The organism is Bradyrhizobium sp. HKCCYLRH2047 (assembly GCF_051168175.1).
Classification (GTDB): Bacteria; Pseudomonadota; Alphaproteobacteria; order Rhizobiales; family Xanthobacteraceae; genus Bradyrhizobium.
The window spans coordinates 57,121-77,214 of record NZ_JBNPUM010000008.1; the positions used below are offsets into that span (position 1 = coordinate 57,121).

Here is a 20,094-nt window from a genome sequence, read left to right on the forward strand (position 1 = left end):
CTGATTCGGTTCGGGGAGCAGCAGCCAAGGTAGGGGCTTTCCGCGTCCGCCGCCAATCAAGCCGTTGTCTTTTCGATAACTCTGTTATACAGAGTACTCTATAAATTGGGTGAGTGGAGGAGAGCATGCGACGCGGTGCGAAGGTCCTGTTTCGGGCCCTAGGAGGAGCGCTCTGCCTCGTCGGCGTGCTCGCTTTGGTTCTGGCCGCGATGATCGCGACGCCGCTTGCGCGCCCGCCCGAGCTCAAGTCGATCTCGGAGACGGCCGGACGGGTCGACCGCAGCACCATGCCAGGGCTGCAGCGCTTCAGTGCCCGCGATGGCACCGAGCTGGCCTATCGCCATTACCCGGCGAGAGGGGCGGCTGTCGGCAAGGTCGCGATCGTCGTCCACGGCTCCTCCGGCTCCAGCGTCGCCGTGCATGCCCTCGCCGATGCTTTGGCGGCGCGCGGCATCGATACCTTCGCGCCCGACATTCGCGGCCATGGCGGCTCCGGCACCCGCGGCGACATTGGCTATCTCGGACAGCTCGAAGACGATCTGGCCGACCTCGTCGCCGAGCTCAGGAGGTCGATCCCGACCGAGCCGATCGTCCTGCTCGGCCATTCCGCAGGCGGCGGCTTTGCGCTGCGCGCGGCGAGCGCCCCGATCCAGGACCTGTTCACGCGCACCGTGCTGCTGTCGCCCTATCTCGGCTACGATGCGCCGACCAACCGTGAGAATTCGGGCGGCTGGGCCGGTCCCGACATTCCGCGCATCCTGGCGCTCGGCATGCTCAGGCGCATCGGTATGCCGTGTTGCGAGGCACTGCCCGTGCTGGCCTTTGCTGTCAGGCCGAACTCGGAGAAATTCCTGGCGCCGACCTACAGCTACCGGCTGTTCCGAAATTTCGCGACCCGCGGCTACAAGGCCGATCTCGCCGCGGCGAAGCACCCGGTGACCATCATCGCCGGCGCCGATGACGAGCTGATGCTCGCCGACAAATATGCAGATGCGGTGCACGCCGTCGCGCGCGGCGTTGACGTGAAGCTGATCGCGGGCGTCAATCACATGGAGATCGTGTCGGCGCCGCAGGCGGTGAGCGCGATCGCCGAAGACGTGGCTAAGCGCTAGAGGTTCAAACCGCATGATCGACAGCCTGGAAGCCGCGCGGGCGCTCGGCGACATCGAGGATGTGATGAAGCGCGTGCGGCAGTCGCAGATCTATCGGCTGTCGAGCCTGCTGATGATGCTCTGGGGCGTTCTCGTCTTCGCCGGCAATCTCGTGACCTATCTCACGCCGGTCCACGCGGCCAAGGCTTGGCTGACGGTCTATGTCCTCGGCCTCGCCGGATCGGTGGTGTTGGGCGCGGCGGAGAAAGCGCGCTCCGGCGTGCGCAGCTTCGATGTCAGGGCGGTGCTCGCCTTCGTCATGTTCTTCGCCTTCGGTTTCTTCGTCGAGGCGATCGGCCATTTCGGACCGCGCGAGATGGGCGCGTTCTGGCCGGTCTATTTCATGCTGTTCTACGGCCTCGCCGGCTTGTGGTTCGGCGCGGCCTTCACGGTGTTCGGCCTGTGCGTCACCGCGTTGACCCTGGTCGGCTATCTCTTCATCGGCGCGGCTTTCCCGTTGTGGATGGCGTTCGTCAATGGTGGCGGCCTGGTTCTCGGCGGCCTGTGGATGCGGCGGAGCTGACGGCTTGGCGGAGCTCGACGAGATCATCCACCAGCCGCTGCGGCTGAAGATCATGGCGGCGCTGAATGCCCTGCCGGCCGGGGCCGGGCTGGAATTCGTCCGGCTGAAGAAGCTGACAGGCGCCACCGACGGTAATCTCGGCGCCCACATCGACACGCTGGCGCGCGCCGGCTACGTCGCCGTGGACAAGGCCTTTGTCGGCAGGAAGCCGCAGACTATGGTGACGGCCACCGCGGCCGGCCGTGCGGCCTTCGCCCGCTATGTCGCGAGCCTGCAGGACATCATTGCCGGCGCAGCCGCGAAGCCGCCGGAGCCATGATTTGACTCCGTTGCGAGGGCCGGGCAATTGGGGCGTCCAAATTGGCCCATCCCTCTGCGACGGCATCGACGATGAACATTCTGCTCCTTGGTTCCGGCGGCCGCGAGCACGCGCTCGCCTGGAAGATCGCCGGCTCGCCGCTGCTCACCAAGCTGTGGTGCGCGCCCGGCAATGCCGGGATCGCCAAGGAGGCCGAATGTGTCGCGCTCGACGTCGCCGATCATGCGGCGGTGATCGCGTTCTGCCGGGCAAACAAGGTGGACCTGGTGGTGGTCGGCCCCGAGACGCCGCTCGCCGCCGGCATCGTCGATGATCTCGAAGCGGCCGGCATCAAGGCGTTCGGCCCGTCCAGGCTCGCCGCCAAGCTCGAGGGCTCCAAGGGATACACCAAGGATCTCTGCGCCGAATACGACATCCCGACCGGTGCCTATTCCCGCTTCGACAATGCCCCCGAGGCACTGGCCTATGTCCGCGAGCACGGCGCTCCGATCGTCGTCAAGGCGGACGGGCTGGCGGCCGGCAAGGGCGTCGTCGTCGCCAAGACGGTTGTCGAGGCCGAGGACGCCATCAAGATGATGTTCGAGGGCGGCTTTGGTGTCGCCGGCACCGAGGTCGTCATCGAGGAGTTTCTCGAAGGTCGGGAGGTGTCGTTCTTCGCGTTGTGCGACGGCGAGACCGCGATACCGCTGGCCTCCGCCCAGGACCACAAGCGGGTGTTCGATCACGACCAGGGACCGAACACCGGCGGCATGGGAGCGTATTCCCCGACGCCGTTCGTGACGCAGGAGATTCATGACAAGATCATGAATCAGATCATTCAGCCGACCATTGCCGGGATGAACGCCCGGGGCACACCCTTCAAGGGCATTCTCTATGCCGGCCTGATGCTGACCGCCCAGGGGCCGAAGCTGTTCGAATACAATGTCCGCTTTGGCGATCCGGAATGTCAGGTGCTGATGCTCCGGATGATGTCGGATCTCGTGCCCGCCATGCTGGCCGCCTGCGACGGGCAGTTGAGGAATTTCGACCTGCGCTGGTTTCCCGACGCCGCCGTCACCGTGGTCATGGCCGCGAAGGGCTATCCCGGCGACTACGCCAAGGGCGGTGTCATCGAGGGGCTCGACGACGCCGCGAGGATCGAGGGCGTCGAGATATTCCACGCCGGTACGGTGGCAAAGGACGGCGCCATTCTCGCCAATGGCGGGCGCGTCCTCAATGTCTGCGCGTCGGGCAAGACCGTCACCGAGGCTCAGGCGCGGGCCTATCAGGCCGTCGACCGCATCAAATGGGCCGACGGCTTCTGCCGGCGCGACATTGCCTGGCAGGCGGTGGCGCAGGAAAGCGGTCAGGGCCGAGCATCGTGATCGCCGCAGTCGGCCCCGCAAGGCTATTTTTCCCGTACGAATTGTGGCAGTTCCATAGACTCATGCCTTGATGGGATGAATCAGTTCCGCCGTGGAACGGAGGGGCCATGGAATGCGCGCGGTGCGGCAGGCAGAATCAGCCAGGGAGAGCCTCGTGCGACCGGTGCGGCGAGCCGCTCAGCCTCAGATGTGAGGCGTGCAACCAGACCAACAGTCCGTCGAATCGCTTCTGCGGCCAATGCGGCGCGCCGTTGCCCGGCCGGCTGGCTCCGCCCGACCAGGCGGCGCAGCGCGTCCTGAGGACCCTGAGCAGCAAGGGTGGAGAACGCAAGCGTCTCACCATCCTGTTCGCCGACATCCGCGATTCCACCCAGCTGATCGACAGCCTCGGCGATCCCGAGCTCGCGATGCAGCGGCTCGATCCGGTGCTCAACCTCATGAAGGAGGCGGTCCACCGCTATGACGGCGTCGTCAACAAGACGCAGGGTGACGGCGTCATGGCCCTGTTCGGAGCGCCGGTGCCGCATGAGGATCATGCGGTTCGCGGCTGCCTCGGCGCGCTGGCGATGCAGGACTCCATCGCGCGCCTCGCCGACCCGCATTTGCAGGTCCGGGTCGGGCTGCACACCGGCGAGGTGATCGTCCAGGTCGTCGAGAACAGCATGTACCAGACCTACGACGCGGCCGGCGCCAACGTCCATCTCGCCAATCGTCTGGAGCACATGGCCGAGGCCGGCACCATCCTGATCAGCAAGGAGACCTACACCGGCGCCAGGCAGTTCGTCGAAGCCGAGCCGCTCGGCACCCACGCGCTGCGCGGCATCGCCTCGCCGGTGTCGATCTACAAGCTGATCGGCCGCCTCAGTGCGCCGGCGAGCGACGTCTTCCGCAGCGGCCAGCGCCTGTTGCCGCTGATCGGGCGCAATGCCCAGCTTGCGGTGCTCGAGCGCGAGCTCGACGACGTCCTGGCGGCGCGCGGCGCTGTCGTCGGCATTGTGGGTGAGGCCGGCATCGGCAAGAGCCGGCTGTGCTTCGAGTTCGCCGAGCACTGTCGCCGCCAGGGCATTCGCGTCTACGAGGCGCGCGTGCTGGCACATGGCCGCGCCACCCCGTTCCAGCCGGTGCTCGAATTGCTGCGCGACTTCTTCGGCATCCGGCCGAAGGAGCCGGTGGAGGTGTCGCGCCAGCGCGTGGTCGACCGGCTCGAAGCCATTGCCATGCCCGACACGGCGCTGGTCCTGCTCCTGGACTTCATGAACCTCGCCGATCCGGCACGGCCGGCGCTCCGGCTCGATCCCGGCGTGTTCAAGACCCGTCTGCTGAACGTGTTCAAGACGCTGTTCCGTGCGGCGCCCGCCGACGGCGCCATGGTGATCATGATCGAGGACCTGCATTGGGTCGACGAGGCCAGCGAGGAATTCGTCGAGGCGCTCGCGGAGGCCACGGTCGGGACCAAGACACTGCTGGTCGTGAACTACAGGCCGGGTTTCGCCGCCTCCTTCATGCAGCAGGCCCCATTTCACGAACTGCACATCGTCCCGCTTGCCTCCGAGGAGGCAAGCGAACTGCTACGCGGGGTGTTCGGTGACGATCCTTCGCTGGAGGTGCTGGCGCGCGACATCGTCGAGCGCGCGCAGGGCAATCCGTTCTTCCTCGAGGAGCTTGCCAGCGCCGTTTCCGAAAGCGGCGGCTTCGAGGGTGAGCGCGGCGCCTACCGTCTCAAGGGTGGCATCGGACCGATTCCACTGCCGCCGACCGTGCATGCGGTCGTGGCCGCGCGCATCGATCGTCTCGGCGAATCTGCCAAGAACGTGCTGGAAGCAGCGGCCGTGATCGGCCGATCGGTCGCGCTGGCGGTGCTCAAGCCCGTAACCGGCATCGATGACGCAGAGCTGTTCGATGCGCTCGCTCAGCTCAGGCAGGCCGATCTTCTCTACGATCTGCCGCCGTTCGACATGGGCGTGCTCGCCTTTCGTCATCCGCTGATCCAGGAGGTCGCCTATGCGATGCAGCTGCGGTCCCGGCTGAGCACGGTCCACGCTGCCGTGGCCAAGGCGATCGAGGCGCTCGATTGGGGGACGCAGGACGAATTCGCTGCCCTGATCGCCTCGCACTATGAGTTCGCCGGCCAGACCATGCAGGCGGTCGAGCATCTGCAGCGCGCGGCGCGCTGGATCGGCCGCACCAACACGGCGGAGGCGCTGCGGCTGTGGAAGAAGATCCGCTCCCTGCTGCAGGCGCTGCCGCAATCGGAGCGCGTCGACCGCCTGCGTGCGCTGGCCAGCGGCCAGATCCTGAACTTCGGCTGGCGCGAAGGCATCTCGGCCGAAGAGGTCAAGCCTTTTGCTGAAGAAGCGTTGAGATTTGCCCGCTCCTCTGACAAGGCGCATGAGCCGTTGTTGATCGGCGCTTATGGCCGCGTGCTCGCTTCGACGGGAGCGGCCGATGACTACGTCGACCTGGCGCAGAACGCCATCAAGCTGACCTCGGGCGAGGGGGATGTTGGCCGCTACGCGACCGTCAACGCCATGCTGGCGCAGGCATACACACATTCGGGACGGATGAACGAGGCGCTCTCGGCGGCCAATACAGCCATCGCTGCAATGGCAAGCCAGGCCGGCTTCGACAGTCACGTCACGCTTGGTTTGAACCCGAACCAGATTCTCGGCTTTGACGTCAGCTATTGGGTGAGATGCATCAGGGCGCGCGCAATGGCTCATCTCGGCCAGATCGAGGATGCTCGCAGCGAGCTTCTCGAATTGGTGCAGCAGCCTTCATCCGAGGTCGCACCGGTGCTCCAGTTCGTCCCGCACTTCAACCTCGTGGAGCTGGCATGGATGGTCGAAGACCAGAGCCTTGCGCGCGAGCACGCAAGGCGAGTTTCCGATCTCGCTGAAACATCCGGCATTCCCTACATCCGCGTGCTCACCTTGCTCTGCGCAAGCCTCGAACAGGCTTTGACCGGTCGATTCGCCGACGCGACGAATGAGATGGTTGGCGCGATCGAAGCCGCTCGGGCCGCAAGGACGGGGCTCGAGCTCGAGGCGCGCATGGCCGCCATAAATGCCGATCTGCTTTACCGGAGTTACGACTTCGATGCCGCTATCGAGGCCAGCAAACAGGCGATCCTTGTAGCCAAGCGAAAGACGGATCGAGTGGCGGAGTGTTACGCGACGACCGTTCTGGGCCTTGCTCTTGCCGGAGCCGGCAGGAACGAGCAGGCTGCGGGACTTCTTGAGCAGATAGGACATCTCATGAATGTCTCCGGTGCGTTCTGTCTGCGTTCATTAGTTCAGAAACTGCAATTGCATCTTGAAGCAATGCAATGATGCATGCATTGTCGATTCGTTGAATTCCGGCTTTTTCAGATTTGGGGGTTACAATGGGGGTAATGATTAAAGACAGTACTACCCTTGATATTATCGTGCAGCTCAACAAACGGTTCGATGCAGATGCCTTGCCCGAAATGGTCGAGCTGCAACGGGAGTTCGGGGTCTTCTCGCTGAGGCATAGTCTACAGCAGTCCTTTGCTTTGCTCGGAATCGTGCCTGCCGATTGGTCCGAGCGGCGGCGCTGGTACAAGTTTCTCGAGTTTCTGAAGACGTATCCATCGGACATCGCCAGCGTGAACGGCCATGATCGTGTGATCCAGGCGTTCAAGGATGATCTGGAGTGCGAAAAGCCGCTGCCGGTCTCGATCGTCTGTCACTCTGCGGCAGAGGATCCCCGTGTCACCGTGTCGGAAGGACGTCCGATCGTTTTCTCCCTCGACAAGCACGTCATTATCTCTATCCCGACGACGCCCGGTCGTGAGGCACGCAAGCAGGCCGCTGAGACCGCACGGGCGAGGCGGGTCGAAAAACGCAAGAAGTGAGGCGACCACGAGGGTCGTCTTCGGAGACGAGGCTCTTTGCTCGATTCCCCTGTTCTGACGTCGATGTCTATCGCGCCGTGCCGTCTCGAGCGATCACCGACCCGGTTCGGTGCTGATGTGCGTGAGAAGCTGAGCGCTGCCTTGGGCCGTTCAGCTTCACTGTCCCATTGGCGCCAGATCGCCCTTGATGGTCCGGAGAAAAGAAGGCACCATGACACCGGTGCATTCTGCGCTATCGGGAGGAAGCCGTTATGGGAGCGATGATGAAGGACAGCACGACGCTCGACGTCGTGGTTCAGTTCAACAAGCGGTTCGAGGCTGACGCGGTGCCGGAGATGGCCGAGTTGCAGCGCGAGTTCGGGATCTTTTCTGCCGAGCATGGCCTGCAGCGCTCGTTCACCTTGCTTGGCATCGTGCCTGCCGACTGGAATGAGCGCCGTCGCTGGTACAAATTCCTGGATCATCTCAAGACCTATCCTTCGGACCGCGACGGCGTAAATGGTCACGATCGAGTCGTCGAGGCTTTCAAGGAGGATCTGGAATCGGGCGCGCCGTTGCCGATCTCGCTCGTCTGTCATTCGGCCGCCGATGATCCGCGCGTCACTGTCTCTCGTGGACGGCCTGTCGTCTTCGCGTCCGACGTGCACGTCATCGTGTCGATTCCGACGACGCCCGGCCGCGTCGTGCGACAGCAGATTGCAAAGACGGTGCGGGAGCGGCGCGCTCGAGAGCTCAGCATGCAGTGAGCGCCAGATCTGCCACACGCACGGCGAAGGACGTTCCGAGCCTCGGCTTGATCCAGGCGGACGTCGATGCCTATTACTCTGCCTGCGTTGCGCGTCACGGCGCAACGCCGCGCGGCGTTGACTGGTCGTGCGAGGCGACGCAGGGCCTGCGCTTCGTGCAACTGATGAAGCTGTGCGACGTGTCGGCGCCGTTCAGCCTCAATGACATCGGTTGCGGCTATGGCGCGCTGGTGCCGTTTCTTGAATCGCGTTTTGCGTCCTGTGAGATTGACTATCTCGGCATCGACCTGTCCCGCGCCATGATCAGCCGGGCGCGGCGCCGCTTTGCCGCCCCCTTGCGGCGCTTCGTCGTCGCGTCGGAGAGCCCGCGCATCGCCGACTATTCGGTCGCCTCGGGCATCATGAACGTCAACGTCGGCTATTCGCGCGACGCCTGGGAAGGCCACATCAAAGCCATGTTGCAGCGCATGTTCGCGACCAGCCGGCGCGGCTTTGCCGTCAATTTCATGCGAGCGGCCGCTGATGAGGAGCAGGACGGCGATCCCGCCAAGGCGCGCCTGTATCGCACTACGCCGGACGTTTGGGCCACCCACTGCGAGCAGGAGTTTGCGGCGGCCGTCGAGGTCATCGGCAACTACGGGATGAAGGAGTTCACGCTCCTGGTGCGCCGCCTGACTCATGCCGCCCCGTCGCAAGCAGGGCTCTCGCACTGATGTCGGCTGTTCCGTCGCTATCCTCGCAGACAGATCGCCGCAGCGCCGCCGTCGAGCGTGCTGTGGACGTGCTGATCTCCTCGCGAGGTCACGCCGATCCAACGCGGCTGGAACGCGCCTGTGCGCTGCTGCGCCAGCGCGCGCCGCTGCATTGGGTTGAACGCTCGGGCGTTCGTCCGTTCCGGGCGGTCACGCGCTATGCCGACATTGTCTCGATCGAGACACGGAGCAATGAGTTTGCCGCGGGCCCGCGCACCTATCTCGCCAGCGAGACCTCCGAGGCCGTGCTGCAGCGTGTCACCGGCAAGCCGCAACTCGTGCGCAGCCTGACCGAGATGGATCCGCCGGATCACGGCGTTTATCGCGGCATCATCCAAGGCGCCTTTGCGCCGCCGGTCTTGCGCGAGATGGAGACATGGCTGTCGCAATGGGCCGCCGAGATCATCGACCGGGTTTTCGCGCGCGGCGCCAGTTGCGACTTCGCAGGCGACGTGGCGCTGCCCTTCACCTTCCGGGTGATCGGCCGCATGCTGGGCACGCCGGAGGCCGACGATGCCCGGCTTGCGCGGCTCGCCCAGGCCTTCGTGGGCGCCGAGGATCCGCGGCGCCGTCTCGCCGAGGCGCCGGGCGATACGATGCGGATGGCCATGCTGGCGCTGCGCGATTATTTCGAAGCCGTCGTGGCCGACCGGCGCGCCCGACCGCGCGACGATCTCGCCAGCCTGATTGCGCATGCCGCGCCGCATGGCGCGGCAATGCCGCATTACGAGCTGATCTCCTACTTCATCCTGCTGGTCACGGCGGGCCACGATACGACGGCGCTCGCATTGGCGGGCGGCCTGGCGGCGCTGCTCGCGGCGCCCGAGCAGATGGTGCGGCTGCGGGCCGAGCCCGAGCTGCTCGATCCGGCGATCGAGGAAATGCTGCGCTGGACCTCGCCGGTGCGGCACTTCATGCGCACCGCGGTCTGCGACACCGAGGTCGGGGGGCAACGCATTCGCGAAGGCGATGGGCTGGCCTTGTTCTTCCATTCGGCCAATCGCGACGAGACCGTGTTCGAGGACGCCGGCGCGTTCCGGATCGATCGCAGTCCGAACCCGCACATCGCCTTCGGCCGTGGTCCGCACATCTGCATGGGACTGCAGCTGGCGCGGATGCAGATGCGGGCGCTATTTGCGGAGCTGCTGCGCCGGACCGAACGGATCGAACTCGCCGGGCGGGTGCGCCGGGTGCGGTCGCCCTTCATGAGCGGCGTCTCCAGCCTCCCGGTTCGCATGAGCTTTCGCGCGCTGCGCAAGGAGGCGGCTGCATAGGCCTCACCGCCGCGCCTTGAAGAACTCCTTCAGCATCTGCGCCGCCTGCTGCTCGCCCACCGCCGAATAGACCTCCGGGGCGTGATGGCAGGTCGGCGCCGTGAAGAAGCGCACACCCGACTCGACCGCACCGCCCTTCGGATCGGCGGCCCCGTAATACAGCCGTCGGATGCGCGCGAAGGAGATCGCGCCAGCGCACATCGTGCACGGCTCGAGCGTGACGTAGAGGTCGCACTCGACCAGCCGCTCGCTGCCGACGACCTGGGCCGCCTGCCGCAGTGCCAGGATCTCGGCATGCGCGGTCGGATCGCGGTCGGTCAAAGTGCGGTTGGCGGCGGTGGCGATGACCGCGTTGTCACGGACGACGACGCAGCCGATCGGCACCTCGCCGGAAATTGCGGCCGATTCGGCCGCTTTCAGCGCCAAATCCATGAAAGAAGGGCTGTTCATGGCTCGTCACGCCCGCCCAAGTCTGCTACTGGATCGCCCTTCAGCACAACCGGACCCCGATTTCCTGCGTGACATGCGCTGCTTCAGAAGCGCGCGGTTCACGCGTCGTCCTGCACCTCGAAGTGAGACCTTCATGCCCCGCACCACCGACAAAGACAACGATTCCCGCGGCCGCCGCGGCGGCGCCCCGCGGGGGCGGTCCGAGGGCGGCAAAGGACGCTCGGGCGCCGCGCGTGGGCCGGAAAAGAAGTTCGCCAAGCGCGGCTTCGGCGACAAGGAAGCGGGTGGCCGGGGCAAGCGCTCCTTCGACGAGGGCCGCGCCCCGCGCCGCCGCGACGACGGCGATGCGCCGCGCAAATCCTTTGGCGACAAGCCGCGCTTCAACCGCGATGAGCGGCCGCGCGGCGATCGGCCCTATGCCGCTCGCCCGGCGCGGTCGGGCGATGGCGAGAAGCGCGCCTTCAAGCCGCGTGGCGACCGGCCGAAATTCGATCGCGACGAGCGGGGCGGCGAGAAGCGTCCCTATACGCCGCGCGCCGGTCGCGACGAGGCTCGTCCGGCGGGGCGATCGTCCGAGCGCAAGTTCGGCGAGCGCAAGCCCTACGCTCCGCGGGAGCGCGATGGTGAGAAACGCCCCTATACGCCACGCGGCGAGGGCGCGCGTGATCGCGGCGACCGGCCGCGCACCGAGCGCAGCTTCGGCGACCGTCCGCCGCGGACCGGCGATCGCCCTGAGCGCAAGTTTGGCGGAGAGCGCAAGTTCTCTCGCGGCGCTGAAGGCGATCGGGGCGAGCGCAAGTTCGGTGCCGGCGCGCGCGGGCCGCGCAAGGAGTTTGGCGACCGTCCCTCGCGCGGCGAGAGCAAGCCGTGGCAGAAGCGCGGCGCGGATGGCGATCGCCCGGAACGCAGCCCGCGTCCGCCGCGCGAAGGCGGCCGCAGCTTCGATCGCCCGCGCACCCAGCGCAGCAGCGAGGATCGTCCGAAATTCGACAGGCCCAAATTCGACAAGCCGAAGTTCGACCGCCCGCGGGATCGGGGCGAGGAGCGCAGCTTCGACCGGCCGCGCCGTCCCGAGGGGCGCACCGACTGGCAGGAGCATCCGCGCAGCGAACGCCGTGGCCGCGACGGCTTCTCCGAGCGGCCGCGCCGCGACACTGAAGACGACAGCAAGGTCTTCGCCAAGCGTCCGGCGTTCGGCGGCCGCGGCGCCTATCGCGAGCGCAAGCCCGAGACCGACAAGCGCAGCGCCCGCGTTGCCGCCGAGCCGGCCGCACCGAAGAAGGCCGGCGAGCGCATCGCCAAAGTGCTGGCCCGCGCCGGCCTCGCCTCGCGCCGCGACGCCGAGGAGATGGTCACGCAGGGCCGCGTGACGGTGAACGGCCGCGTCATCAACTCCCCCGCGCTCGATGTCACCGAGAATGACGTGATCCAGGTCGACGGCGCGCCGCTGCCGGAGCGCGAGCGCACGCGGCTGTTTCTGTATCACAAGCCGCGCGGGCTGATGACGACGCACAGCGACCCCGAGGGGCGGCCGACGGTGTTCGACAATCTGCCCGAGGGCCTGCCACGGCTGATCTCGATCGGCCGACTCGACTTCAACACCGAAGGGCTCTTGCTGCTCACCAATGACGGCGGCCTCGCGCGCGTGCTGGAATTGCCGGACACCGGCTGGACGCGGCGCTATCGCGTCCGCGCCCATGGCGAGATCACACAGGCGCAGCTCGATCAGCTCGCCGCGGGCGTCGAGGTTGACGGCGTCAAATACGGCCCGATCGAAGCGACCTTGGAGCGCGATCAGGGCGCCAATGTCTGGCTCGTCGTCGCGATCCGCGAGGGCAAGAACCGCGAGGTGCGCAACGTGCTCGCGCATCTCGGCCTCGAGGTTAATCGCCTGATCCGCGTCTCCTACGGTCCGTTCCAGCTGCTGGAGCTGCCCGAGGGCGAGGTGCAGGAAGTCAAGACGCGGGTGCTGCGCGAGCAGCTCGGCGAGAAGGTGATTGCGCAGTCGGGTGCCGATCTCGGTCCTGCGGGCAAGGGCAATCGCGAGCCGTTGCCGGACCCGAAGCCCAAGCCGAAGCGCGAGGTCGTCGCCGACCGCAAGGGCCGCCGCGTGCTCGTCCAGCGTACCGGCAGCGAGGAAGCGCGCGAGCGCCACGAAGCCGAGGCGCGTTTCCCCGGTCCGCCGCGGCGGCCGAAGCGCGGCTATCACGGCAAGCGCGATATCACGCCGCAGGATGACGAGTAGGGTGTTGCGATGCGTGTCGTCGGTGGACGGCTGAAGGGCCGCAACATCGCTTCGCCTGCGTCGCGTGACATCCGGCCGACGCAGGACCGGCTGCGCGAGGCGCTGTTCAACATCCTCGTCCACGCCTACGAGGATCCGATCGAGGGCGCACGCGTGCTCGATTTGTTTGCCGGCACCGGCGCGCTCGGCATCGAGGCGACCTCGCGCGGCGCGGCGTTCACGCTGTTCGTCGACAACGGCGCCGAGGCAAGGGCGCTGCTGCGCAACAATGTCGAATCGCTCGGGCTCGGCGGCGTCACCAAGGTCTACCGCCGCGACGCCACCGATCTCGGACCGGCGCATCCGGTCGAGCCGTTCTCGCTGGTGTTCCTCGATCCGCCCTATGGCAAGGGCTTGGCCGAGAAGGCGCTGGCCTCGCTGCGCGACGGCGGCTGGCTCGTGCCATCGGCGCTGCTCGTGGTCGAGGAGTCCAAGGCTGCCGCGTTCAAGGCGCCCGAGGGGTTCGAAGAGCTCGAGCGCCGCGCTTACGACGAAACGGAGTTCGTGTTCCTGCGCCGGTCCTGATCCTCGCTCGCTGTCGCCCCTGCGAACGCAGAGGCCCATAGCCACAGGATTGCGTTGGGAGGCTGGCTGCTCGTAACGTCGTTCATGTCCCTGACTGCTGCTGCGGCGTATGGGTCCCGGATCGGCGCCGCCGGACGGCGCTACGCGCCGCCGGTGGCTTGTCCGGGACGACACCGGATTTGTAGCTATCGTCGTGGCCTCAATCGTAGCCGCTATCTCCTCCCAAACAGCTTCTCGACATCCGCGAGCTTCAGCTCGACATAGGTCGGGCGGCCGTGATTGCACTGGCCCGAGTTCGGCGTGTCCTCCATCTCGCGGAGCAGCGCATTCATCTCTTCTGGCTTGAGGCGGCGGCCGGCGCGGACCGAGCCGTGGCAGGCCATGGTGGCTGCGACGTGCATCAGGCGGCGCTCCAGCGGCAGCGCCTCGCCCCATTCCTCCATGTGCTCGGCGAGGTCGCGCAGCAAGCCTGCGGCATTGATCTTGCCGAGCAGCGATGGCGTCTCGCGCACGGCGACGGCGCCGGGGCCGAAGGACTCGATCGCGAGGCCGAACGAGGCCAGCTCATCGGTGCGCGCGAGCAGTGACTCGACGGTGGCTTCGTCGAGCTCGACGATGTCCGGGATCAACAGGATCTGCCGCTGCACGCCATGCGCCGCCAGCGAGGCCTTGAGCCGCTCATAGACGATGCGCTCATGCGCGGCGTGCTGGTCGACGATGACGAGGCCGTCGCGGGTCTGTGCAACGATGTAGGTGTCATGGATCTGGGTGCGCGCGGCGCCGAGCGGACGGTCGAGCAGGTCGGGCGTGGCCGGCTGCTCGTGCAGCCGAACGTCGGCGCGGGGCGTGCCGACGTCGAACGCCGCTTGAGAGGATTCCGCAAGCCCGAACGACCCGAGATCTGGTGAGGGCGCCGCCGCAGGGACGGAGCCGCCGAAATGCGGCATCACCGGCGCCGACGGCGAGCGCTGCCAGTCCCAATTCATCGGACCGAGGTTGGGCCGCGGTGGCGCGAAGGCCGGGCGGAATGCGGCGATGGTCGCGCCGCCGTCATTGGCCGCGGTGCGGCGGCCTTCGCGGGCGAGACCTTCCTTCAATGCGTGGATGATCAGCGCGCGCACCAGGCCGGCATTGCGGAAGCGCACCTCGGTCTTGGCCGGATGCACGTTGGCGTCGACCTCGCGCGGATCGAGCGTCACAAACAGCGCCACCAACGGATGCCGGTCACGCGGCAGATAGTCGGCATAGGCGGCGCGCACCGCGCCGAGGATCAGCTTGTCGCGCACCGGGCGGCCATTGACGAACAGATACTGGCCGAGCGCATTGGCGCGCGTCAGCGCCGGCGCCGCGGCGAAGCCTTCGACGACAACGTGATCGCGCTCGCTGCGCACCGCGATCGCATGGCTGCGGAAGTCGGCGCCGAGGATGTCGCCGAGCCGCGTCAATTGGCCCGGCGCGCCGGGCAGCGCGGCGGCCCAGGTCACCGGCGCGCGCTCCTCGCCGGCGAGGGTGAAGGCGATGTCGGGCCGCGCCATCGCCAGCCGCCGCACCACCTCGCGGATCGCCTCGGCCTCGGTGCGGTCGGTTTTGAGGAACTTCAGCCGTGCCGGCGTGGCGTGGAAGAGGTCGGCGACCTCGACGCGGGTGCCTTGGTTCAGCGCGGCCGGCACGATCGGGGACTTGTCGCCGCAATCGACTTGAAGCGCCCAGGCGTGCGGCTCGCTTTTGTGTCGCGTCGTGATCGACAGCCGCGCCACCGAGCCGATCGAGGGCAGCGCTTCGCCGCGGAACCCGAGGGTGCGGATCTGCAGCAGGTCCTCGTCGTCGAGCTTGGAGGTCGCGTGGCGCTCGACCGCGAGCGCGAGATCGGCCGCGGTCATGCCGCCACCGTCGTCGGTGATCGCGATCTTTCGCCGGCCGCCACCATCGGTGAAGATGTCGATGCGGCTGGCGCCGGCATCGATGGCGTTCTCGACCAGCTCCTTGACCACGCTCGCCGGCCGCTCGACCACCTCGCCGGCGGCGATGCGGTTGACGATCTGTTCGGGGAGCTGGCGGACGGGCATGGTGCGAACGAACTTGAAAGCTGGCTGGCTTGGATCTTGAAGGCGCGCGGCGCTGCGGCGGCCACGCTGCAAATGTGGGACGAGAATAGCTTTTTTCATGCGCTGCGGCAGAGAAAAGCAACCTTCTCCAACGGGATTGTGAGGCGGGCGGGGCCAGTATATCGTTTCGCAAAAATAACGATCAGCCGGAGGAAGCCCATGTGCCATCTGTTCGCACACCAGCCTCAGCGCGATTATGAGTCGCAGACCCGTAGTTTGCGGATCGGCGGCCATAGCACGTCGATCCGGCTCGAAATGGCGTTCTGGGACACGCTCGAGGAGATCGCCGCCAAGGAAGGCATGAGCCTCGCGAAGTTCGTGACCACGCTGTACGCCGAGGTGCTCGACCACCACGGCGAGGTGAGGAATTTCGCCTCGCTGCTGCGCTGCTCCTGCCTGATCTATCGGGCGAAGGCGACCGCCGCGGTGCCGGATTTTCGCGCGCCGGCGGCGATCATGGACGCGGCGGAGTAGCCACGCGTCTGCTGTCTCGTCGCCCTCCCCCGCCTGCGGGGGAGGGCGGGTGGGGGCGCCACACGGGTACTCCGTCCTGCGCGCACCACACCGGCAATCTTTCCTGAGCGTTCCCCCACCCGCATCGCATCTTCGATGCGATGCGACCTCCCCCGCAAGCGGGGGAGGCGCTGACTGCATTCGCGGCGGGTGAGGTGCGCACCCATCACGCGTTGCTAATCAGATCTCCTTCTTCTGCATCGCGCCCGCGATGTAGTCGGCCTGGCGGATCGCCAGCGCCACGATGGTCAGCGTCGGATTGCACGCCGCCCCCGTGGTGAACTGGCTGCCGTCCGAGACGAACAGGTTCTTGATGTCGTGGGTCTGGCCGAACTTGTTGACGACGCCGTCCTTGGCCTTCTCGCTCATCCGGTTGGTGCCGAGATTGTGCGTCGAGGGATAGGGCGTGGTCGGGTAAGTGACCGTGGCGCCGACCGCCTCGTAGATCGCCGAGCCCTGTTTGTAGGCGTGGGCGCGCATCGCGACGTCGTTGGGGTGGTCGTCGAAATGCACCGACGCCACGGGCATGCCGAACTTGTCCTTGGCGACCGGATCGAGCGTGATGCGGTTGGTCTCCTGCGGCATGTCCTCGCCGACCAGCCACATGCCGGCCATGCGCGGATAGGTCTCCATCGCCGCGGTGAAGCTGCGGCCCCAGGCGCCGGGGTTGAGGAACGCCGCCATGAACGGCAGGCCGAGCGACAGCGTCTCCATCTCATAGCCGCCGACGAAGCCGCGCTTCGGATTGAACGCCGCCTCGTCGCGCACGATGCCGGCCATCGTGGTGCCGCGATACATGTGCACCGGGTTTTCGAACGTCGCATAGACGCTGCCGGTCATGTGCCGCATGTAGTTGCGCCCGACCTGGCCGGAGGAGTTGGCGAGGCCATCCGGGAACATGTTCGAGGCGCTGTTGAGCAGGAGGCGCGGGCTCTCGATCGAATTGCCGGCGACCGCGACGATGCGGGCCTTCTGCAGCTGCATCTTGCCCTGGCTGTCGGCATAGACCACGCCGGTCACCTTGCCGGAGGCGTCATGCTCGATCTTGATCGCCATGCTGCCGGATCGCACTTCGAGATTGCCGGTGGCCTCGCCCTTCGGAATCTCCGTGTAGAGCGTCGACCATTTCGCACCGGACTTGCAGCCCTGGAAGCAGAAGCCGATCTGCTGGCACGAGCCGCGGCCGTCGCGCGGCTGCGAGTTGATCGCCATGTTACCGGTGTGCACGGTCTTGTAGCCGAGCTTGCGGGCGCCGGCTTCGAGCACCTTGAAATTGTTGTTGCCGGGCAGGCCGGGAATGTCGTTGGTGCGGGTCACGCCCATCTTGAACTCGGCCTTGGCGTACCACGGCTCCATCTCGGCGAGCGTCACCGGCCAGTCCATGAGGCTCGAGCCGGGCACGCCGCCATAGGTGGTGCGGGCCTTGAACTCGTGCTCGTCGAAGCGCAGCGAGGCGCCGGCCCAGTGCACGGTTGAGCCGCCGACCGCCTTGACAATCCAGGCCGGCAAATTGGCGAAGTCCTTGGCGACACGCCAAGTGCCCGAGGTCGTGCGCATGTCGGTCCAGGCGAGCTGGGTGAAGCTCTCCCATTCGTCATTGATGAAGTCCGGAATCTCGTAGCGATTGCCGGCCTCCAGTATGACGACCTTGATGCCCTTCTGGGCGAGCTCGTTCCCGAGCGTGCCGCCGCCGGCCCCCGAGCCGACGATGACGACGACGCTCGAATCGTTCTGGTCGAATTTTGCCATGGTGGTGTCCTCCGTGTTCTCTTCGTTGTTCGCCGGCGTCAGGCTTTCGGCAGCCAGTCGATGTCGGAGAAGCCACGGTTGATGTAGCCGCCATGCTCGGCGGAGGAGCCCTCGTAGCCGAACTTTGGCCAGAGCTCTTTCTGATTGTAGAGCGACACCACGAGGTCGCCGCGCAGGGTCTTGAAGAACGTGGTCTGCTCGATGCCCTGGAGCAGCGCGACGCGGTCGGCCTCCCACGGCACCTGCGCATAGGGCACCTTGTGGCGATCCTTCGCGTCCTGATCGAGCCGGGCGACGCCGTCATTGATCATCGCCTTGACCGCGGCATCTTCCGCCGCCTTGCCGTCCCACGGCTTGACCGCGGTGATGTAGTAGCGGTCGGCGAGGAAGTCGTGCGGGTAGATGTCGCGCGCGACCTTCACCAGCGTCTTCAGCGTCGCCGGCGTCAGCGCCTTGGCATCCTCGGCCCAGGCATCGGTGATCCCGAGGCCGGTCGCGGAAGCCACGGCCGCGGCCGGCACGGTCGAGGCCGCGCCCTTGAGAAAGACGCGGCGGTCGTATTTGTTGCGGCGATCGACTTCTCTCATGGGTATCCTCCGTGGGGTTTTTGTTGGGTGTATTTTCGTGGTCGGCGGCTCAGCCGAAGCGGCCGCCGCGCTGGATCACCTCGATCTTGTAGCCGTCGGGATCGGTGACGAAGAAGAAGCGCGCGAGTGTCGCGCCATTGTGCTTGAAATCGCGCAACGGGCCTGGCGCCAGGTTCTCGCGCTCGAAGCGGGCGTGCTCGGCGTCGAGATCGTCGACGACGACGGCGAGATGGCCGTAGCCGTCGCCGAGCGTGTACGGCTCCTTGCGATCGTAGTTCACGGTCAGCTCGACCTCGAACGGCGACGACGGATGGCGCAGATAGATCAGCGCGAAGCCGTCGAAGCGGAGGTTGTCGGCGATCTCCAGCCCGAAGGCGCGCTTGTAGAAGTCGAGCGCTTTCGCTTCGTCGAAGACGCGGATCATGGAGTGTACGGGCTTGGCCATCTCAATTGTCCTTCAAATAGTTGATGATCGTGGCGCGCACGTCGGGCTTGGCCTGGCGATAGGCCATCACGGCGCCGGGGATCAGCTCTTGCGGATTGGTCAGCCAGGCGTCGAGCTTGGCCTCGTCCCAGGTGAAATCGGCCTTGGCGAAGCCGGCCGAATAGCGGAAACCTTCGATCGAGCCGGCGCGGCGGCCGACGATCTTCGACAGCGGCGGCCCCTGCCGCATCGGCTCAGCGCTGCTCAGCGTATGGCAGACGCCGCATTGCTGCTTGAACAGGGTGGCGCCGTCGACGGGCTTCGGTGCGGGCAGCGCCATCTGCGCCGACGCGATCGTGGTGCTCAGCACCGCGCCAATGAATGCCCCGCACAGAAGAAGCGCATCTTGCGCCGCACGCCGTCCCGCCATCGTTCCTCGCTCGCAATTTTTCCGGAGCGTAGGTCGCAGGTGGCGCGCCGTGGTAGTAGCCGGCTGTTTCAGCGGGAACAAAGCGTGCGCAGCAGTCGTGCGCGCCGCAGGAATGTCAGCGTTACGGACTAATCGTCGAAACGGCGCGCACCGCGCCCCGCCTTGACGTCGCTGCGGAGCTTCTTGCCCTCGAGCCGGCGCTGCTTGGAGCCGAAGGTCGGCTTGGTCGGGCGCCGCACCTTCGGCCGCACCATCGCTTCGCGGAGCAGCGTGACCAGCCGCTCGATCGCATCGGCCTTGTTGCGCTCCTGGGTGCGGAAGCGCTCGGCCTGGATCACGATGACGCCGTTCTTGGTCATGCGCTGGCCGGCCAGCCGCGCCAGCCGTGCCGCGGCATCCTCCGGCAACGTGATGCGGCTGGTGTCGAAGCGCAGTTGCGCCGACGTCGACAGCTTGTTGACGTTCTGGCCGCCAGGGCCGGAGGCGCGGACGAACGAGATCTCGATGTCGTTCTCGTCGATGGCAAGGTCGCGGGAAATCCGCAGCATGGAGCACCAGGGGGAATCGAGGCTTTCGCGTGCACCATAGCGGTTTTAGGGGCGGCGTGCGCGGGTTCGCGTCGACGGCACCGTTGACCCGGGACAGTCATCACAATCTCCGCTGTCATCCCGGCGAACGCCGGGATCCATACCCCAGGGAGCAGTTTGGGGCAGGCGGGTCATTGACATCTCGTCCCCATCATTTCGGCTGCGGCGTATGGGTCCCGGATCTGCGCGCGCCTTGCGCGCTTGTCCGGGACGACAGCGGTTGGTGTGGCGGACTTCACGGTTCAAACAGCGGGGACGATCAGCTAGGACACGGCTTCGCGCTCTCGCGGCATGCCTGCCCGAGGCTTGCATCGTCGTGGCCCTCGCTGAGAATGCAGAGGGCGCGGGGAATGCCGGGCGCTGGCCGCACCCATGGCCCGCCTGCGAAAAAAATGCAGGCGGCAGGTACCACAGGTTCAGCCGAGGCATCCCGGCAT

19 protein-coding genes are annotated in these 20,094 nt (G+C 66.5%); 12 read left to right on the top strand and 7 right to left on the bottom strand.

The annotated features are described in order from the left end of the window. Positions 1–125 precede the first annotated feature (125 nt). The 9 genes from ACQR1D_RS19655 to ACQR1D_RS19695 all read left to right on the top strand — a co-directional run bounded on the left by ACQR1D_RS19655 (position 126) and on the right by ACQR1D_RS19695 (position 10,003). Positions 126–1,112 (top strand): alpha/beta hydrolase, encoded by a 987-nt coding sequence (locus ACQR1D_RS19655; RefSeq protein WP_434839420.1) that lies wholly within the window; start codon positions 126–128, stop codon positions 1,110–1,112. Positions 1,113–1,125: 13 nt separating this feature from the next. Continuing rightward, positions 1,126–1,674 (top strand): hypothetical protein, encoded by a 549-nt coding sequence (locus ACQR1D_RS19660; protein ID WP_316179462.1) that lies wholly within the window; start codon positions 1,126–1,128, stop codon positions 1,672–1,674. Positions 1,675–1,678: 4 nt separating this feature from the next. Then, positions 1,679–1,993 (top strand): transcriptional regulator, encoded by a 315-nt coding sequence (locus ACQR1D_RS19665; RefSeq protein ID WP_316179460.1) that lies wholly within the window; start codon positions 1,679–1,681, stop codon positions 1,991–1,993. A gap of 71 nt (positions 1,994–2,064) precedes the next feature. After that, positions 2,065–3,357: a phosphoribosylamine--glycine ligase gene (gene purD / locus ACQR1D_RS19670; protein ID WP_316179458.1), complete on the top strand. Its 1,293-nt coding sequence runs from the start codon at positions 2,065–2,067 to the stop codon at positions 3,355–3,357. Between the two features lie 107 nt (positions 3,358–3,464). Next, positions 3,465–6,686: an adenylate/guanylate cyclase domain-containing protein gene (locus tag ACQR1D_RS19675; RefSeq protein ID WP_316179456.1), complete on the top strand. Its 3,222-nt coding sequence runs from the start codon at positions 3,465–3,467 to the stop codon at positions 6,684–6,686. Positions 6,687–6,781: 95 nt separating this feature from the next. Continuing rightward, entirely contained in the window at positions 6,782–7,231 is a 450-nt protein-coding gene (locus ACQR1D_RS19680) for a hypothetical protein (protein ID WP_315801927.1), read from the top strand. A gap of 290 nt (positions 7,232–7,521) precedes the next feature. After that, positions 7,522–7,977, top strand: a complete 456-nt coding sequence (locus ACQR1D_RS19685) for a hypothetical protein (RefSeq protein ID WP_316217124.1) — start codon at positions 7,522–7,524, stop codon at positions 7,975–7,977. Beyond that, on the top strand, positions 7,974–8,690 hold the full coding sequence (locus ACQR1D_RS19690; protein WP_434893965.1) for a class I SAM-dependent methyltransferase: 717 nt from the start codon (positions 7,974–7,976) through the stop codon (positions 8,688–8,690). The genes ACQR1D_RS19685 and ACQR1D_RS19690 overlap by 4 nt, the downstream gene beginning before the upstream one ends. After that, entirely contained in the window at positions 8,690–10,003 is a 1,314-nt protein-coding gene (locus ACQR1D_RS19695; protein WP_434893966.1) for a cytochrome P450, read from the top strand. The genes ACQR1D_RS19690 and ACQR1D_RS19695 overlap by 1 nt, the downstream gene beginning before the upstream one ends. 3 nt (positions 10,004–10,006) lie before the next feature. On the opposite strand, the gene ACQR1D_RS19700 is transcribed toward ACQR1D_RS19695, so the two are convergent. Then, a complete protein-coding gene (locus ACQR1D_RS19700) occupies positions 10,007–10,453 on the bottom strand; it encodes a nucleoside deaminase (protein ID WP_315801931.1) in 447 nt (148 codons plus the stop codon). A gap of 133 nt (positions 10,454–10,586) precedes the next feature. Between ACQR1D_RS19700 and ACQR1D_RS19705 the strand changes: the two genes are divergently transcribed. Beyond that, on the top strand, positions 10,587–12,698 hold the full coding sequence (locus ACQR1D_RS19705) for a pseudouridine synthase (protein WP_434893967.1): 2,112 nt from the start codon (positions 10,587–10,589) through the stop codon (positions 12,696–12,698). A gap of 9 nt (positions 12,699–12,707) precedes the next feature. Further along, entirely contained in the window at positions 12,708–13,262 is a 555-nt protein-coding gene (gene rsmD, locus ACQR1D_RS19710) for a 16S rRNA (guanine(966)-N(2))-methyltransferase RsmD (protein WP_434880407.1), read from the top strand. 212 nt (positions 13,263–13,474) lie between these two features. On the opposite strand, the gene mutL is transcribed toward rsmD, so the two are convergent. Then, positions 13,475–15,328, bottom strand: coding sequence for a DNA mismatch repair endonuclease MutL (gene mutL / locus ACQR1D_RS19715; protein ID WP_434893968.1), 1,854 nt, complete (start codon positions 15,326–15,328; stop codon positions 13,475–13,477). A gap of 198 nt (positions 15,329–15,526) precedes the next feature. Between mutL and ACQR1D_RS19720 the strand changes: the two genes are divergently transcribed. Next, a complete protein-coding gene (locus ACQR1D_RS19720; protein WP_316217224.1) occupies positions 15,527–15,841 on the top strand; it encodes a ribbon-helix-helix domain-containing protein in 315 nt (104 codons plus the stop codon). Between the two features lie 219 nt (positions 15,842–16,060). Here the strand turns inward: ACQR1D_RS19720 and ACQR1D_RS19725 are convergent, their stop codons facing one another. The 5 genes from ACQR1D_RS19725 to arfB form a co-directional block, all read right to left on the bottom strand. Next, a complete protein-coding gene (locus ACQR1D_RS19725) occupies positions 16,061–17,629 on the bottom strand; it encodes a GMC family oxidoreductase (RefSeq protein WP_315801935.1) in 1,569 nt (522 codons plus the stop codon). 38 nt (positions 17,630–17,667) lie between these two features. Beyond that, complete coding sequence (locus ACQR1D_RS19730) at positions 17,668–18,216, bottom strand: gluconate 2-dehydrogenase subunit 3 family protein (RefSeq protein ID WP_315801936.1); 549 nt, start codon at positions 18,214–18,216, stop codon at positions 17,668–17,670. 49 nt (positions 18,217–18,265) lie between these two features. Next, positions 18,266–18,661 carry a VOC family protein gene (locus ACQR1D_RS19735; protein WP_315801937.1) on the bottom strand — a complete coding sequence of 132 codons (396 nt, stop codon included), beginning with the start codon at positions 18,659–18,661 and terminating at the stop codon, positions 18,266–18,268. A 1-nt stretch (position 18,662) separates the two neighbouring features. Next, positions 18,663–18,980, bottom strand: coding sequence for a c-type cytochrome (locus tag ACQR1D_RS19740; RefSeq protein ID WP_315802168.1), 318 nt, complete (start codon positions 18,978–18,980; stop codon positions 18,663–18,665). A gap of 218 nt (positions 18,981–19,198) precedes the next feature. Further along, a complete protein-coding gene (arfB, locus tag ACQR1D_RS19745; protein ID WP_006610408.1) occupies positions 19,199–19,618 on the bottom strand; it encodes an alternative ribosome rescue aminoacyl-tRNA hydrolase ArfB in 420 nt (139 codons plus the stop codon). Positions 19,619–20,094 lie beyond the last annotated feature (476 nt).